Below are 16,633 nucleotides of genomic sequence, written 5' to 3' on the forward strand. Positions count from 1 at the left end.
TTCGTAGGGCGGGTTAGCGAAGCGCCACCCGCCGAAAGTTGATATCAGGCGCTGCGGCGCAGCATACCCTGTTTTTTCAGCCAGACCAGCAGAATGGAGATGGCCGCAGGGGTAATGCCAGAGATGCGCGACGCCTGACCAATAGACGACGGTTTGTGATCGTTAAGCTTGGCGATCACTTCGTTGGAGAGGCCGCTCACCTGACGGTAGTCCAGGGTCGCTGGCAGGATAGCGCTTTCGTTACGCAGCTGTTTTTCAATCTCATCCTGCTGGCGCGCGATGTAGCCTTCGTATTTGACCTGGATCTCTACCTGCTCAGCGGCCTGCGGATCGTCAAGGCCAGGCGCAAACGGCGAGAGGTTCACCATACCGTTGTAGGTCATCTCCGGACGGCGCAGCAGATCTTCACCGTTAGCCTCACGTGACAGCGGCGCGCTGAGGATAGCGTTCACTTCGTCAACCTGCTCAGAGTGCGGGTGCACCCAAATATCTTTCAGGCGCTGACGCTCACGCTCAATACGCTCCAGCTTCTCGTTAAAGCGTGACCAGCGCTGATCGTCTACCAGGCCCAGTTCGCGGCCAGCGGCAGTCAGACGCAGATCGGCGTTATCTTCACGCAGCATCAGACGGTATTCCGCCCGGGAGGTAAACATGCGGTACGGCTCTTTGGTGCCAAGCGTACAGAGATCGTCTACCAGCACGCCCAGGTAAGCCTGATCGCGGCGCGGCGCCCAGCCCTCTTTCTCGGCAGAGAAGCGAGCGGCGTTAAGACCCGCCAGCAGGCCCTGTGCAGCGGCCTCTTCGTAGCCGGTGGTGCCGTTGATCTGTCCGGCAAAGAACAGGCCCTGGATAAATTTGCTCTCCAGGGTCGGCTTCAGGTCACGCGGATCGAAGAAGTCATACTCGATGGCATAGCCCGGGCGCACAATCTTCGCGTTCTCCATCCCCTGCATGGAACGGACGATCTGCATCTGTACGTCGAACGGCAGGCTGGTGGAGATGCCGTTCGGATAAATTTCGTTTGAGGTCAGCCCTTCCGGTTCGAGGAAGATCTGGTGCTGGTTACGATCGGCAAAGCGCATCACCTTGTCTTCGATCGACGGGCAGTAGCGTGGGCCGATCCCTTCGATCACTCCGGCGTACATCGGGCTGCGATCGAGGTTATGACGGATCACGTCATGGGTTTTCTCATTGGTGTAGGTGATGTAGCACGGCACCTGACGCGGATGCTGGTCAACGTTACCCATGAACGAGAAGACCGGCAGCGGGTTATCGCCATGCTGCTGGGCCAGAACGCTGAAGTCGATGGTACGGGCGTCAATACGCGGCGGCGTGCCGGTTTTCAGACGGTTTACGCGCAGCGGCAGTTCACGCAGGCGGCGTGAAAGCGAAATGGACGGCGGATCGCCCGCTCGGCCACCGCTGTAGTTATCCAGCCCGATATGGATTTTGCCGTCGAGGAAGGTACCCACCGTCAGCACCACCGACTTCGCACGGAATTTGAGACCCATCTGGGTCACTGCACCGACAACACGATCGTTTTCGACGATCAGATCCTCAACCGCCTGCTGGAAGATCATCAGGTTCGGCTGGTTCTCCAGCGCGGTGCGTATCGCCTGGCGATAGAGCACACGATCCGCCTGAGCACGGGTCGCCCGTACGGCAGGGCCTTTGCTCGCGTTTAGTATCCTAAACTGAATGCCTGCATGGTCGATTGCGGTACCCATCAGCCCGCCCAGCGCGTCCACTTCTTTTACCAGGTGTCCTTTCCCAATACCGCCAATAGCCGGGTTGCAGGACATCTGTCCTAGCGTATCGATATTGTGTGTCAGAAGGAGGGTCTGCTGACCCATACGTGCAGCGGCCATTGCAGCCTCGGTACCTGCATGACCCCCGCCAATGATGATGACGTCAAAAGGATCCTGATAAAACATGGTGATTTGCCTCGCACAGAGCGGTTAGAAAGTGGATTGGGGTCCGGGCCGTGGATTCTACTCAACTTTAGCCCATCGAGAAAGTGCCGGGATCCTGACTATTAAAAAGAAGATCTTTTTTATTTAAGATCTGTTTTATTATGATCTCTTATTAGGATCGACCTCTCCTGTGGATAAGGCGGATCCTCTCATTAAGATCAACGTGTTATTGAGGATCGTTTGCTGTGAAAGATCGGTGATCCCACACCGTATAAGCTGGGATCAAAAAGGCGGGTTATACACAGGTGAAACTTTAAACAAACCTTATACAGTGGATAACTACCGGTTGATCAACGCTTTTAACCAGAGTTACCCACAGCTGATCGCACGATCTTTACACTTCTTTCAGTAAATTGATCCACGATCCCAGCCAAATTTCGGCCGGATCCTCCGGAATCTCATGTTCGAGGACGTTGATCCTTAGCGTCTCGCCGATCTGTTTTGCCTGACAGCCTTTCAATACCTCTTCCATCTTCTCAATGGCACCACAGAAGGTATCGTATTCACGACTACCGAGACCCACCGCACCAAAGCGAACCTGGGAGAGATCCGGCTGCTGCTCCTGCAGCTCTTCATATAAAGGCAGGATGTTGTCAGGCAGATCCCCCGCGCCATGGGTAGAGGAGATCAGCAGCCATACGCCATCGGTGGGCAGATCCTCAAGCAGAGGACCATGCAGCGTGCGGGTAGAGAAGCCAGCATCTTCCAGCTTCTCAGCCAGATGTTCTGCAACGTATTCCGCGCCGCCCAGCGTACTGCCGCTGATGAGAGTAATGTCTGCCATGATGATCCGCTCCAATGAATAAGAGCGGTATTGTACGCTGTGAATCAGCTGGGATCTACCTGTGGAAAATGTGGTGATTATTTTTTCAGGCTAGGGGCGGATGGTACGCATGATAGGGTTCTGCAGGGAGATCAACGTCTCGGTGGACTGGATCTCATCAATTGTTTGGATCTTGTTGATAAGTACCTGCTGGAGGGCGTCGATCGAGCGGCACATGACCTTAATGAAGATGCTGTAGTGGCCGGTGGTGTAGTAGGCCTCGGTGACCTCTTCCAGACTCTCCAGCTTTGCCAACGCCGACGGGTAGTCCTTGGCGCTCTTCAGAATGATGCCAATAAAGCAGCAGACGTCGTAGCCGAGCTGTTTTGGACTCACGTCAATGCGCGCGCCGGTGATGATGCCCGCCTGTTTCATCTTCTCTACGCGCACGTGGATGGTGCCCGGGCTGACGCCAAACTGCTTCGCCAGTTCGGCATAGGCCGTGCGGGCATTGGCCATCAGCGCCTCCAGAATGCCCCGGTCGAGGTTGTCGATCTGGTAACTTTCCATAATGTTCAGCCGTTATTGTTCAGTGTTGAGTTGAGATTAACGCTTCCAGCGACGCAGCAGGCGGCTGCGCATGCCGGTGTCAAAGCGCCAGATATGATCGAAAATACGCATGATCCCCGGCTTGCCGTGGGCGGACATCGCCACCGCGTGAAAACGGTGCTGATGCACCTGCTGTAGCGTTTTGATCTGATTGACCACCTCGTCAGGCAGGCGCTGGGCGATAAAGTCTGAGATCACCACCGCGTCGGCATCCGCCCACTCACCGCCCTGCATCCGCTCGATCACAGCGCGAAAACAGCTGGCGAGATCGGTTCCACCGCGAAAGCGCTGGCTCAGAAAGCGGATCGCCTCCTCTAGCCCCTGCGATCCTGACAGCTCATAGCGTACCACCTCGCTGGAAAACAGCATGATATAGCAGCGTCGGTTATCCGCCAGCGCCACGCGCATTAGCGCCAGGCAGAACGCCTTCGCGCACTGTTCGTTAAAACCGCCCATCGAGCCAGAGGTATCGACACAGATAATAAACGGCCCGCGCGGCTGCTCATCGACGCTCTGGTGCACCACCGGACGTTGGGTGATCTTCTCCCGCCAGGCTTCACCGTGCAGTCGGTAGGTGAGAAGCTGCTTCTCCACCAGCCGACGGTAGAACTCATACTCCAGTTCGGTAATGCCGAGGGTCGCAAGTTCGGGCGGCAGCAGGCGAAGAATATCATCGCTCTGCTGGAGGCCATCTACCTGCTCCGGCACCGACGCTGGCTCGTGCACCAGCGTGCGGAAGGTCTCCATCGGCGAATCTTTTTTTGGTACCGACTTTGCCTCCCGGGAGCGGCCAAGCTGTTCGGCCAGCTGTTTCAGCTCCGGCTGCTCGGCAAGGAAGTCGCCGTAGCGGACGATAAGCTGATAGTCACCGCGTTTCAGCTGCCCGGCGCTCATGTCCCACAGCCGTCCGGCGGCGTTTTCGTTTTCGATCAGCACCGACTCAAGCTGGCCGCTCAGCTTCATGCGCTCCTGAACCTCGCTTAAGAGCTGCTCGCGCTCCTCCTCCAGCAGCTGCTGGTTGAGCGTGGTCGCCTGCACCACCAGGCTTAACCGCCAGCGCTGTAAAAAGAGCGTATGCAGCGCGGGGGTGAGCGTAGGGTTATCGGCGATAAGCTGGCTGGCCTGCTCGGCATACGGCGAGTGCACCTTTGCCAGCAGGGTAAGGATCTGCGGAAGCTGAACGATAAACTGCGGCGTCGCCAGCAGCTGGGTCTGCTGATAGCAGAGAAACTCTTCAGTAAGCTCCGGGGGGACCGGTGTCTCCTTTAGCCGGCCTCTTAGCGCCTCTCGCCAGCGGGGAACGTCATCGGTAATGGCGCGCCTGAGCCGGGGAAATTTTTCAAAGAACACCGCTAGCTGCGGCGAGGCCAGCAGGGCGACGATCAGCTCTTCAATAAGCCCCTCTTCGCCTACCGCCAGCATCACATTCAGCGTGTCGAGGGTGATCATTGCCGAGCCTGTTTGATCTGCGCACCGACGTCCTGCAGGCTGGCTTCTATGCGTCCCAACCAGTCGCTATGAATGAACAGGCACTTCTGCTGTTCGCTGAAGCGCGTATGCTGCTGATGCCACGTGTTATCCAATGCTTCAAGCTGCTGGCGGATCTCCTCCGGCACGCTCTCCTGAGACGATCCGGGCAGCGCCAGCCGGGAGGCCTGTAGACTCACATCGCGCACGATCAGGTGCAGGGTAGCATCCACTTCCAGATTAAGGATCTGAGCAAACCCAATCCCGTTGAGCTTGCCGCGGATCTCTCCGCCCTTCATCAGCCACTGCTCCAGCGGGGCACGTTCAAGGGTAACGTGCACGACCTGCATATCGTGCAGTTTAAGCGGCTGCTGGAGCAGCAGGGTCAGCGTATCGTCGCTAATATCGGGAGGCAGCTCATAGTGCGGACGGCGGCTAAACATACCGCTTTGGCGCTGCACTTTGAGGGCAGTCTTATCGCTCTGCTGCTGCTGGAGCTGGATACGCCGTTGGGCAATGGCACCCAGTTGAACCAGCATGGCCTGCTGCTGCCAGGCGTGTCCGGTCATCAATATGTCGACCTGCTGGGCGAGCAGCTCCCGGCTCTGGGCGTCATGCCACAGGCAATCTTTCAGCAGGATCAGATCGATGGGTGATACCGCATCGCGCCCGCAGAAGAAGGCGCTGGCCTGCAGCAGGCGAATGGCCTTTTTCCAGCGTCGGTCAGAGACGTAGGGGGCGTTGGGAAGATTATCCAGCTGCTGACGCAGCATAAAGATCAGCTCGAATACCGCGTCTGGCAAGGTGATGTGGCCTATCTCCTGCTGCCACTGCTGATACTCCTCGTCCGTAACCTGGAGTGAGGCCGGAACCGGGTTATCGTTTTCATCCTGCTGGCTGACCAGCATTGAACGGAAGTTTCCCTTATCCTGGACCTTATCCAGCCAGAGGCGGATCAGCATACGATCGTAAAGCGCCTCCAGGCTGCTATCGGCTTCCGGTAGCTCGTTGGAGGCCGCCACCAGCAGACGCATCGGGATCTTCTCTTCAGTAGCCCCGTTGCGAAAGCGCCGTTCGTTAATGGCGGTCAGCAGGGTGTTCAGGATAGCCGGGCCCGCCTTCCAGATTTCGTCCAGGAAGACAATCTCCGCCTCCGGGAGATAGCCCGCGGTCAGACGCTCGTAGCGGCCTTCATCTTTCAGCGCCTGAATCGACAGTGGGCCGAAAACCTCTTCCGGCGTCGAAAAACGGGTCATCAGGTACTCAAAGGCGCGAGCATGCTGAAAGGCAAACTTTAGCCGGCGGGCAATAAGGCTTTTTGCAATGCCGGGCGGGCCAAGAAGAAATACACTCTCCCCGCTTAGGGCGGCCAGCAGGCACAGGCGGATGGCGTGGCTACGCTCATACAGGCCTTTTTCCAGCGCGCTGCTGAGGCGGGAAATTCTTTCTGCTAATAAATGTGAATGAGCCATAATAGTTCTGCATCCTTTCGCCGCTGTCTGTCGGTGGACAAAAGTGAGTATACGTTTCAACAAGGGCTTGTAATAGACGGAATAATGCCTTCGCATTCTTTGCGTCAGGATAACCCCGACGCATTTAGGGCTTCGATTTCTTTAAGAATCATGCATACTGTGCGCTTTTGTGGGCCAAGGGACTAAGCGCACACTTGTCATCCATACAAAAGATTAGTCTATGAGCACTGATAATAAGCAATCATTGTCTGCGGTAACCCTCGCAGCAATTGGGGTTGTCTACGGTGATATCGGAACCAGCCCGCTTTATACTCTTCGTGAATGTTTGTCCGGTCAGTTTGGTTTTGGCGTCGAACGCGACGCGGTGTTTGGCTTTCTGTCACTCATCTTCTGGCTGCTGATTTTTGTTGTTTCTATTAAGTATCTGACCTTCGTGATGCGGGCCGATAACGCCGGTGAAGGGGGGATTTTGACCCTGATGTCGCTGGCGGGGCGTAATACTTCGGCGCGAATGACCTCGGTGCTGGTGATCATGGGGTTGATTGGCGGCAGCTTCTTCTATGGCGAAGTGGTGATTACGCCAGCGATCTCGGTGATGTCGGCTATCGAGGGGCTGGAGATTATCGCGCCCTCGCTGGATACGTGGGTGGTACCGTTGGCCATCGTGGTGCTGACGCTGCTGTTTATGATCCAGAAGCACGGTACCGGGCTGGTGGGTAAGCTGTTTGCACCGATTATGCTGGCATGGTTTATCATCCTGGCAGTGCTGGGCCTGCGCGGGATTATCTCTAATCCTGAGGTGTTGCAGGCGCTGAATCCGATGTGGGCAGTGCACTTCTTCCTTGAATATAAAACCGTGTCGTTTGTGGCGCTGGGCGCGGTGGTGCTGTCGATCACCGGCGTAGAGGCGCTCTATGCCGACATGGGCCACTTCGGCAAGCTGCCGATCCGCCTGGCGTGGTTTAGCCTGGTGCTGCCGTCGCTGGCGTTGAACTACTTCGGCCAGGGCGCGCTGCTGCTGAAAAACCCGGAGGCGATCAAGAACCCGTTCTTCCTGCTGGCTCCGGAGTGGGCGCTGATCCCGATGCTGCTTCTCGCCACCCTGGCAACGGTTATCGCCTCCCAGGCAGTGATCTCCGGCGTGTTCTCACTTACCCGCCAGGCGGTGCGTCTGGGCTACCTGTCGCCGATGCGCATTATTCACACCTCGGAGATGGAGTCCGGCCAAATCTACATTCCTTTTGTTAACTGGCTGCTCTACTTTGCCGTGGTGATTGTGATCGTCAGCTTTGAGCGTTCAAGCAACCTGGCGGCGGCGTACGGTATCGCGGTGACCGGCACCATGGTGCTGACCACTATCCTCTCTACCACCGTGGCGCGTAAAAACTGGCACTGGAACAAGTTCCTTGTAGCACTGATTCTGGTGGTGTTCCTCTGCATCGATATTCCGCTCTTCTCGGCGAACCTCGACAAGCTGCTTTCCGGCGGCTGGCTGCCGCTGAGCCTCGGTATCGTCATGTTCCTGATTATGACGACGTGGAAAAGCGAGCGCTTCCGCCTGCTGCGGCGTATGCACGAGCACGGTAACTCTCTGGAGGCGATGATCGCCTCGCTGGAGAAATCCCCGCCGGTGCGGGTGCCGGGCACAGCGGTCTATATGTCGCGGGCGCTGAACGTTATTCCGTTCGCAATGCTGCACAACCTTAAGCACAACAAGGTGCTGCACGAGCGGGTGATCCTGCTGACCCTGCGCACCGAAGATGCGCCTTACGTGCATAACGTCCGACGGGTACAGATCGAGCAGCTTTCGCCGACCTTCTGGCGCGTGGTCGCCAGCTACGGCTGGCGCGAGACGCCAAACGTGGAGGAGGTCTTCCACCGCTGCGGGCTGGAGGGGCTGAGCTGTCGCATGATGGAGACCTCGTTCTTTATGTCTCACGAGTCGCTGATCGTCGGCAAACGTCCGTGGTACCTGCGCCTGCGCGGTAAGCTCTACCTGGTGCTGCAGCGTAACGCCCTGCGCGCGCCGGACCAGTTCGAGATTCCGCCCAACCGGGTGATTGAGCTGGGTACCCAAGTCGAGATTTAATCCTGCCAAATGCCGGGTGGCGCTTCGCTTACCCGGCCTACTCTCTTCATCGCCATTTTCTTTTTAATTTCCGTTAGCGAAACGTTTCGATGCCGATCACAGTTCTTTAATGTGGTGATGGTTTAATGAACGCTATCCGGCATACACTGGCCTTAGCGAAACGTTTCGCTAGTGGAGCCAGAAAAAATGAAGAAAGGATCTGTACTGAACTCTGAAATCTCATCGGTTATCTCCCGTCTGGGGCATACCGATACGCTCGTGGTGTGCGACGCCGGGTTGCCGGTTCCCCACAGCACGCAACGCATCGATATGGCATTAACCCAGGGCGTACCTTCGTTTATGCAGGTACTGGAGGTGGTCACCACCGAGATGCAGGTTGAGGCAGCCATTCTCGCAACGGAAATCAAACAGCATAATCCGCAGCTCCACGAAGCGTTGCTCAGCCATATTGAGCAGCTGCAACAACACCAGGGAAATACCATTGAAGTGCGCTACACCACGCACGAAGCGTTTAAACAACACACCGCAGCAAGCCAGGCGGTTATTCGCAGCGGGGAGTGCTCCCCGTATGCGAATATCATTCTCTGTGCTGGCGTCACCTTCTGAGGCCATCATGGACGCACTACTTCAGCTTAAGGGGATCGATAAAGCGTTCCCCGGCGTAAAAGCCCTCTCCGGCGCAGCGCTTAACGTCTACCCTGGCCGCGTAATGGCGCTGGTAGGTGAGAACGGCGCAGGCAAATCCACCATGATGAAAGTGTTAACCGGTATCTATACCCGCGATGCCGGTTCGCTGCTGTGGCTGGGCCAGGAGACGACCTTCAACGGACCAAAATCGTCTCAGGAGGCGGGGATCGGGATTATCCATCAGGAGCTGAACCTCATCCCGCAGCTGACCATCGCCGAAAACATCTTTTTAGGCCGTGAGTTTGTTAACCGCTTTGGCAAAATCGACTGGAAAAAGATGTATGCCGAAGCGGACATTCTGCTGGCAAAACTCAATCTGCGCTTTAAGAGCGACAGGCTGGTGGGGGATCTCTCCATTGGCGACCAGCAGATGGTCGAGATCGCCAAAGTGCTGAGCTTTGAGTCAAAAGTCATCGTAATGGATGAGCCGACCGATGCCCTCACCGATACCGAAACCGACTCCCTGTTCCGCGTGATCCGCGAGCTGAAATCCCAGGGGCGCGGCATTGTCTATATCTCCCACCGTATGAAAGAGATCTTCGAGATTTGCGATGACGTGACCGTCTTCCGTGACGGGCAGTTTATCGCCGAGCGTGAGGTAAACTCGCTCACGGAAGATACGCTGATTGAGATGATGGTGGGACGCAAGCTGGAAGATCAGTATCCACATCTTGATAAAGCACCGGGTGAGATGCGCCTGAAGGTCGACAACCTGAGCGGACCGGGGGTGAACGATGTCTCCTTTACCCTGCGCCAGGGCGAAATCCTCGGCATCGCCGGACTGATGGGCGCAGGACGTACCGAACTGATGAAGGTGCTGTATGGCGCGCTGTCGCGTACCGGCGGTACCGTTACCCTCGACGGCCGTGAGGTGGTAACCCGTTCGCCGCAGGATGGCCTGGCCAACGGTATTGTCTATATCTCAGAGGATCGTAAGCGCGATGGTCTGGTACTGGGTATGTCGGTGAAAGAGAACATGTCCCTGACCGCGCTGCGCTACTTTAGCCGCAGCGGCGGCAGCCTGAAGCATAGCGATGAGCAGCAGGCGGTAAGCGACTTTATCCGCCTGTTTAACGTCAAAACGCCCTCTATGGAGCAGCCTATCGGCCTGCTCTCGGGCGGCAACCAGCAAAAAATCGCTATCGCCCGCGGGTTGATGACGCGCCCGAAGGTGCTCATTCTCGACGAACCCACGCGCGGCGTGGACGTCGGTGCCAAAAAAGAGATCTATCAGCTCATCAACCAGTTTAAAGCGGATGGGCTGAGCATCATTCTGGTGTCGTCTGAAATGCCAGAGGTGCTTGGCATGAGCGATCGCATCATGGTGATGCATGAAGGAGAGTTGGGTGGCGAGTTCACCCGTGAGCAGGCCACCCAGGAAGTGCTGATGGCCGCTGCCGTCGGCAAGCTAAATCGCGAGACCCAGGAGTCAACGATATGAGTACCCAGACCGTTACCCCCCGCCGCTACGTTAATAAGGCGTGGTTGATGGAACAAAAATCGCTGATTGCCCTGCTGGTGCTGATTGCGATTGTCTCCACGATGAGCCCTAACTTTTTCACCATCAATAACCTGTTTAACATTCTGCAGCAGACCTCGGTGAACGCCATTATGGCGGTGGGGATGACGCTGGTGATTCTGACCTCGGGGATCGATCTCTCGGTGGGCTCGCTGCTGGCACTCACCGGCGCGGTGGCGGCCTCTATTGTCGGTATGGAAGTTAACGCGCTAGTGGCCATTGCGGCTGCGCTGGCGCTGGGCGCTGCGATAGGGGCAATGACCGGGGTGATTGTCGCGAAAGGCCGGGTGCAGGCGTTTATCGCCACGCTGGTCATGATGCTGCTGCTGCGCGGTGTAACCATGGTTTATACCAACGGCAGTCCAGTAAATACCGGCTTTACCGATAACGCCGATCTCTTTGGTTGGTTTGGTATTGGCCGTCCGCTGGGTATCCCGACGCCGGTGTGGATCATGGGCATCGTCTTTTTGGCCGCGTGGTATATGCTGCACCACACCCGCCTGGGCCGCTATATCTACGCCCTGGGCGGTAACGAAGCGGCCACGCGCCTCTCCGGGATCAGCGTCAACAAAGTCAAAATCATTGTCTATTCCCTGAGTGGCCTGCTGGCGTCGCTGGCGGGCATCATTGAAGTGGCGCGCCTCTCCTCTGCACAACCTACCGCCGGTACTGGCTACGAGCTGGATGCCATCGCGGCGGTTGTCTTAGGCGGTACCAGCCTCGCAGGGGGTAAAGGACGTATTGTAGGTACGCTGATTGGTGCACTGATCCTTGGTTTCCTTAACAACGGACTGAACTTGCTGGGTGTTTCCTCCTATTACCAGATGATCGTTAAGGCAGTGGTGATTTTGCTGGCGGTGCTGGTAGACAACAAAAAGCAGTAATAAATGACATTACAGGACATCTGATTATGAACATGAAAAAACTGGCTACTCTGGTCTCTGCTGTCGCACTGAGTGCAACCGTGAGCGCAAACGCGATGGCGAAAGACACCATTGCGCTGGTGATCTCTACCCTGAACAACCCATTTTTTGTTTCGCTGAAGGATGGCGCACAGAAAGAAGCTGACAAGCTGGGCTATAACCTGGTGGTGCTGGATTCTCAAAACAACCCGGCGAAAGAGCTGGCTAACGTGCAGGACCTGACCGTACGCGGCACTAAAATCCTGCTGATCAACCCGACCGATTCTGATGCAGTCGGTAACGCCGTGAAGATGGCGAACCAGGCTAAAATCCCGGTGATCACCCTGGACCGCGTAGCGGCCAAAGGTGAGGTCGTGAGCCATATCGCTTCTGATAACGTGCTGGGCGGCAAAATTGCCGGCGATTACATCGCGAAGAAAGCCGGTGAAAGCGCGAAGGTGATTGAGCTGCAGGGTATTGCAGGCACCTCTGCCGCTCGCGAGCGCGGCGAGGGCTTCCAGCAGGCCGTGACGACGCATAAATTCAACGTGCTGGCCAGCCAGCCGGCGGATTTCGACCGTACTAAAGGGCTGAACGTGATGCAGAACCTGCTGACCGCGCATCCTGATGTGCAGGCTGTATTTGCTCAGAACGATGAGATGGCGCTGGGTGCGCTGCGTGCGCTGCAGACGGCGGGTAAATCCGACGTGATGGTAGTGGGCTTCGACGGCACGCCGGACGGTGAGAAAGCGGTAAACGACGGCAAGCTGGCGGCGACCATTGCCCAGCTGCCGGAGCAGATCGGCGCGAAAGGCGTTGAAACTGCTGATAAAGTGCTGAAAGGCGAAAAGGTTCAGGCGAAATACCCGGTTGACCTGAAGCTGGTTATTAAACAGTAATCACGTTTTAAGGCTTACGCCACTACACGGTGGCGTACCTTACAGGATGAACCCACCATGAAAACAGCAGGTAAGCTCGTTGTCCTTGGCAGCATTAATGCCGATCACATTCTCAACCTTGACGCTTTCCCGATGCCGGGCGAAACCGTAACCGGAACCCATTACCAGGTTGCCTTTGGCGGTAAAGGGGCAAACCAGGCGGTGGCCGCCGGGCGCAGCGGAGCGCATATTGCGTTTATCGCCTGCACCGGCAGCGATGATACCGGCGATCGGATCCGCGCCCAGCTGGTCAACGATAACATTAACGTTGCGCCCGTGAGCGTGGTTGATGAGGAGTCTACCGGCGTCGCACTGATCTTTGTTAATGGCGAAGGGGAGAATGTCATCGGTATTCATGCGGGAGCCAATGCTGCGCTCTCTCCGGAGCGGGTTGCCGCTCAGCAGGCGCTGATTACCGACGCAGACGCGCTGCTGATGCAGCTGGAGACGCCGGTCGAAAGCGTATTGGCTGCCGCGAAAATTGCCCATGAAAATCATACCACTGTCGTACTGAACCCGGCACCGGCGCGTGTATTATCTGACGAGCTGCTGGCGCTGGTGGACATTATCACCCCGAATGAAACCGAAGCGGAAAAGCTGACGGGCATTCGTGTAGAAAGCGACAGCGATGCCGAGCGAGCAGCGCTCGCGCTGCATGATAAAGGCATCGGTACGGTGATCGTTACCCTTGGCAGCCGCGGCGTATGGGCCAGCGTCAACGGTGAGGGCCGCCGGGTGCCGGGCTTTAAGGTCAACGCCATTGATACGATTGCGGCGGGTGATACCTTTAACGGCGCACTGGTGACCGCGCTGCTGGAGGATAAGCCGCTTGATGAGGCCATTGTGTTTGCCCATGCGGCGGCGGCGATTGCCGTTACGCGCAAAGGCGCGCAGCCCTCTGTGCCATGGCGTAACGAGATCAACGATTTCTTGAGTCAGCAGGGGTAAAGCGTGGCCACCATGAAGGACGTTGCCCGCCTGGCGGGCGTTTCCACCTCGACGGTTTCGCACGTCATCAATAACGATCGCTTTGTCAGCGACGCGATTCGGGAAAAGGTGGAGGAGGCGATCAAAAGCCTTAACTACGCTCCTTCGGCACTGGCGCGCAGTCTCAAGCTCAAGCAGACGCGCACTATTGGGATGCTGATCACCGCCAGCTCCAACCCCTTCTTCTCTGAACTGGTGCGCGGCGTTGAGCGCAGCTGTTTCGAACGCGGCTATAGCCTGGTGCTCTGTAATACCGAAGGCGATGAAGAGCGGATGAACCGTAACCTGGAGACGCTGATGCAAAAGCGCGTCGACGGGCTACTGGTGCTGTGTACCGAGACGCATCAGCTTTCGCGGGAGATTATCCAGCGCTATCCCTCTATCCCCACCGTCATGATGGACTGGGCCCCCTTTGAGGGCGATATCGATATCATTCAGGACAACTCGCTGCTGGGCGGCGATATGGCAACCCAGTATCTGATTGATAAAGGCTTCACCCGTATCGCCTGCATTACCGGCCCGCTGGATAAAACCCCTGCGCGGCTACGTCTGGAAGGGTATCGCGCGGCAATGGCACGGGCAGGGCTGACCGTACGTGAAGGCGATGAGATTATCGGTGATTTTGAGTTCGGCGGTGGCGTAGCAGCCATGCAGGCGCTGCTGGCGCAGCAGGAGCGGCCTCAGGCAGTATTTATCGGTAACGATGCGATGGCCGTTGGCGCTTATCAGGCGCTGTATCAGGCGGGACTTAAGGTCCCGGACGATATGGCCATCATCGGTTACGACGATATCGAGCTGGCACGCTACCTGACGCCGCCGCTCACCACCGTTCATCAGCCTAAGGATGAACTGGGTGAGCTAGCGATCGATGTCCTGACCCACCGTATTGCCGATCCGACCCTCTCCCAGCAGCGGCTACAGCTGACGCCGGTGCTGATGACGCGCGGCTCCGCTTAAGGCTTATGCCGCTCCTTAATCAGGTTTCGCCCATCTTTCGCTTTTAGCAGCAGGAAGACGGATGCCGATATCAGGGTGATGATGCCCATGGTAATAAAGGTGTAGTGGAACTGCTCAATGGTATTGGCGCTCTCAAATCCTTCATAAAACCGCAGTACTGCCGCGCTGACCGCAACGCCAAGGCTAATCGACAGCTGCTGAGTGACGGCCAGTACGCTGTTACCGCTGCTGGCGTTCTCGTCAGTCAGGTCGGCAAGTGTAATGGTGTTCATGGCCGTGAACTGGGTGGACATTGCCATTCCTAATATAAAGAGCGGCAGGATCAGCAGCCACACCTCCATCGACGGCGACTGAATCGCAAACTGCGCAATCATGACGCCAATGATGACCGTCACACCAAACAGCGTCTTGCGATAGCCGAACCAGCGTAATATCTGGGTCACGGTGGATTTCGCCAGAATCGACCCTATCGCGGTAGGCGCAATCATGCAGCCCGCAATAAGTGCCGTATAGCCGAAGCCGACCTGAAGCATCAGCGGCATCAGGAAAGGAACGCAGCCGGTACCAAGACGCGAGGCGATGTTGCCCGCAATCCCAACCGAGAAGGTGCGAGTCTTGAATATCGGTAGGGCAATCAGCGGCGAGGGATGATGGCGAGCGTGACGGATATAGGCATAAAACAGCACTATGCTGCTGAAGATAATGGTAAGCGCCAGCCAGCTGGCCACCAGCTTTTCACCAAACAGCTCAATGCCGATAGAGAAGAGCACAAGGCTTACGCCGAACAGCAGAAAACCGCTCATGTCGAAACGGCGGCGCGGCGTAGTAAAGTCCGGCATATATTTACGCGCGTAGAACAGCCCGGCAATGCCAATCGGAATATTGATCAAGAATATCCAGTGCCAGCTGGCCCAGGTGACCAGCACCCCACCCAGAACCGGGCCAAGAATGGGCCCCACCAGGCCGGGCATGGTAACAAAGTTGAGTACCGGAAGTAATTCACTGCGCGGATAGGCTCGCAGCAGCGCGAGGCGGGCAACCGGCATCATCATTGCGCCGCCTATCCCCTGCACGATGCGAAAGACAACCAGCATTCCTAGTGAATTTGATAGCGCGCAGGCCAGCGATCCCAGAGTGAAGAGCGAAACTGCCAGCATAAAGATGCGTCGCGTACCGAAACGGTCCGCCAGCCAGCCGCTGACCGGGATCAGCATCGCGACAGTCAGGGTGTAGCTGATAATCGCCGACTGCATCGCCAGTGGGGAGCGGTTAAGACTTTGCGCTATAGCCGGTAGCGCGGTATTGAGAATAGTGGCGTCCAACGCCTGCATAAAGAAGGCCATCGCCGCAATCCATGGCAAACCCGCCATGCTGCGTGCTTTTTTCTTGGTCATACTGCGTCCTGTTATTTAGTCTCCGGCGGGGGAGGCGTGTTAAGCAACGCCTGACATGCGCTGAAGGCGCGTTCGCCATCGCTATCCTGAATGGCATCCACAATAGCTTGATGATTTTCAAGTTTAACCACTTCATTATGGGTAATAGAGTTGAAGTAGGTGTGATAAACCGAGTGAAACAGTGTGGCAAATGACGAAAGGAAGGGATTACTGCTCATAGCATAGATATGTTCGTGCCAGGCGGTATCCACATCTAACCAGCGTTCGCGATGAAAATGTTGGTTTAACTCCACCATCTCTTCCATTAGCGTATTCAGATGCGCTTTCTGCTCGGCGCTGCCCAACTCCGCCGCCAGCCTGCAGGCCTGAGGCTCCAGCGTACTGCGCAAAACCAGAAAGTGGTTAATCACCTCCTGAAAGTTATTGTCGGTCATCCACCAGGAGAGCAGCTCCTGATCGAGGAAGTTCCAACTTCCCTTAGGCATAACGCGCGTACCGATACGAGGACGCGGCAGCACCATCCCCTTCGCTGTTAACGTTTTTACTGCTTCCCTGACTGCCGTTCGGCTTACGCCAAACTCTTCCCCTAGCTCCATCTCTGCTGGCAAAATTGAGCCTGGCGCATACTCACCGGTTAAGATCCGCTGGGCCAGCTTCTCTGCCAGCACATAAGAAAGGTTTTTCTGAGCTGCTAAATGCTGTGCGCTTAATGGCATATATCATATTCCTTCTTCTATTTATCTCTTTCAGTATGCCACCTGACACAGGTTATCGGCGCAAAATTCAACAAATGCAGCGGATTGTGATGGTTTTTAAGACGTCTTGATGAAAAATAGCGCGCTTGAAAACTTTTTTGCATTTAAGTCTTGTCAGCCC

At 56.5% G+C, this 16,633-nt stretch carries 14 protein-coding genes; 7 read left to right on the forward strand and 7 right to left on the reverse strand.

What is annotated here, in order from left to right; all coding sequences use genetic code 11:
• Positions 1-44 precede the first annotated feature (44 nt).
• From mnmG to ravA, 5 genes are all read right to left on the reverse strand, one after another.
• Positions 45-1,934, reverse strand: coding sequence for a tRNA uridine-5-carboxymethylaminomethyl(34) synthesis enzyme MnmG (mnmG, locus tag FN633_RS04325; RefSeq protein WP_154056864.1), 1,890 nt, complete (start codon positions 1,932-1,934; stop codon positions 45-47).
• A gap of 373 nt (positions 1,935-2,307) precedes the next feature.
• Positions 2,308-2,757 (reverse strand): FMN-binding protein MioC, encoded by a 450-nt coding sequence (gene mioC, locus FN633_RS04330; protein ID WP_042393526.1) that lies wholly within the window; start codon positions 2,755-2,757, stop codon positions 2,308-2,310.
• Between the two features lie 90 nt (positions 2,758-2,847).
• On the reverse strand, positions 2,848-3,306 hold the full coding sequence (asnC, locus tag FN633_RS04335) for a transcriptional regulator AsnC (RefSeq protein ID WP_042393528.1): 459 nt from the start codon (positions 3,304-3,306) through the stop codon (positions 2,848-2,850).
• A gap of 36 nt (positions 3,307-3,342) precedes the next feature.
• Positions 3,343-4,794, reverse strand: coding sequence for an ATPase RavA stimulator ViaA (gene viaA, locus FN633_RS04340; RefSeq protein WP_154056865.1), 1,452 nt, complete (start codon positions 4,792-4,794; stop codon positions 3,343-3,345).
• Positions 4,791-6,284, reverse strand: coding sequence for an ATPase RavA (ravA, locus tag FN633_RS04345; protein WP_154056866.1), 1,494 nt, complete (start codon positions 6,282-6,284; stop codon positions 4,791-4,793). Before ravA ends, viaA begins: the two co-directional genes overlap by 4 nt.
• Positions 6,285-6,504: 220 nt before the next feature.
• Between ravA and kup the strand changes: the two genes are divergently transcribed.
• The 7 genes from kup (at position 6,505) to rbsR (ending at position 14,363) form a co-directional block, all read left to right on the forward strand.
• A complete protein-coding gene (kup, locus tag FN633_RS04350; protein WP_154056867.1) occupies positions 6,505-8,373 on the forward strand; it encodes a low affinity potassium transporter Kup in 1,869 nt (622 codons plus the stop codon).
• Between the two features lie 186 nt (positions 8,374-8,559).
• Positions 8,560-8,979 (forward strand): D-ribose pyranase, encoded by a 420-nt coding sequence (rbsD, locus tag FN633_RS04355; protein ID WP_154056868.1) that lies wholly within the window; start codon positions 8,560-8,562, stop codon positions 8,977-8,979.
• Between the two features lie 7 nt (positions 8,980-8,986).
• Positions 8,987-10,501 carry a ribose ABC transporter ATP-binding protein RbsA gene (gene rbsA, locus FN633_RS04360; RefSeq protein ID WP_154056869.1) on the forward strand — a complete coding sequence of 505 codons (1,515 nt, stop codon included), beginning with the start codon at positions 8,987-8,989 and terminating at the stop codon, positions 10,499-10,501.
• Positions 10,498-11,463, forward strand: coding sequence for a ribose ABC transporter permease (gene rbsC / locus FN633_RS04365; RefSeq protein WP_042393544.1), 966 nt, complete (start codon positions 10,498-10,500; stop codon positions 11,461-11,463). Before rbsA ends, rbsC begins: the two co-directional genes overlap by 4 nt.
• A 26-nt stretch (positions 11,464-11,489) precedes the next feature.
• Positions 11,490-12,380 carry a ribose ABC transporter substrate-binding protein RbsB gene (rbsB, locus tag FN633_RS04370; RefSeq protein ID WP_154056870.1) on the forward strand — a complete coding sequence of 297 codons (891 nt, stop codon included), beginning with the start codon at positions 11,490-11,492 and terminating at the stop codon, positions 12,378-12,380.
• A gap of 57 nt (positions 12,381-12,437) precedes the next feature.
• Positions 12,438-13,367 (forward strand): ribokinase, encoded by a 930-nt coding sequence (rbsK, locus tag FN633_RS04375; protein ID WP_154056871.1) that lies wholly within the window; start codon positions 12,438-12,440, stop codon positions 13,365-13,367.
• 3 nt (positions 13,368-13,370) lie between these two features.
• On the forward strand, positions 13,371-14,363 hold the full coding sequence (gene rbsR / locus FN633_RS04380) for a ribose operon transcriptional repressor RbsR (RefSeq protein ID WP_154056872.1): 993 nt from the start codon (positions 13,371-13,373) through the stop codon (positions 14,361-14,363).
• Here rbsR and mdtD read toward each other — a convergent pair.
• Positions 14,360-15,757: a multidrug transporter subunit MdtD gene (gene mdtD / locus FN633_RS04385; protein ID WP_154056873.1), complete on the reverse strand. Its 1,398-nt coding sequence runs from the start codon at positions 15,755-15,757 to the stop codon at positions 14,360-14,362. The genes rbsR and mdtD overlap by 4 nt on opposite strands.
• 11 nt (positions 15,758-15,768) lie before the next feature.
• Entirely contained in the window at positions 15,769-16,473 is a 705-nt protein-coding gene (locus FN633_RS04390) for a FadR/GntR family transcriptional regulator (protein ID WP_154056874.1), read from the reverse strand.
• Positions 16,474-16,633 lie beyond the last annotated feature (160 nt).

This window comes from Pseudescherichia vulneris (genome assembly GCF_902164725.1).
GTDB lineage: Bacteria > Pseudomonadota > Gammaproteobacteria > Enterobacterales > Enterobacteriaceae > Pseudescherichia > Pseudescherichia vulneris.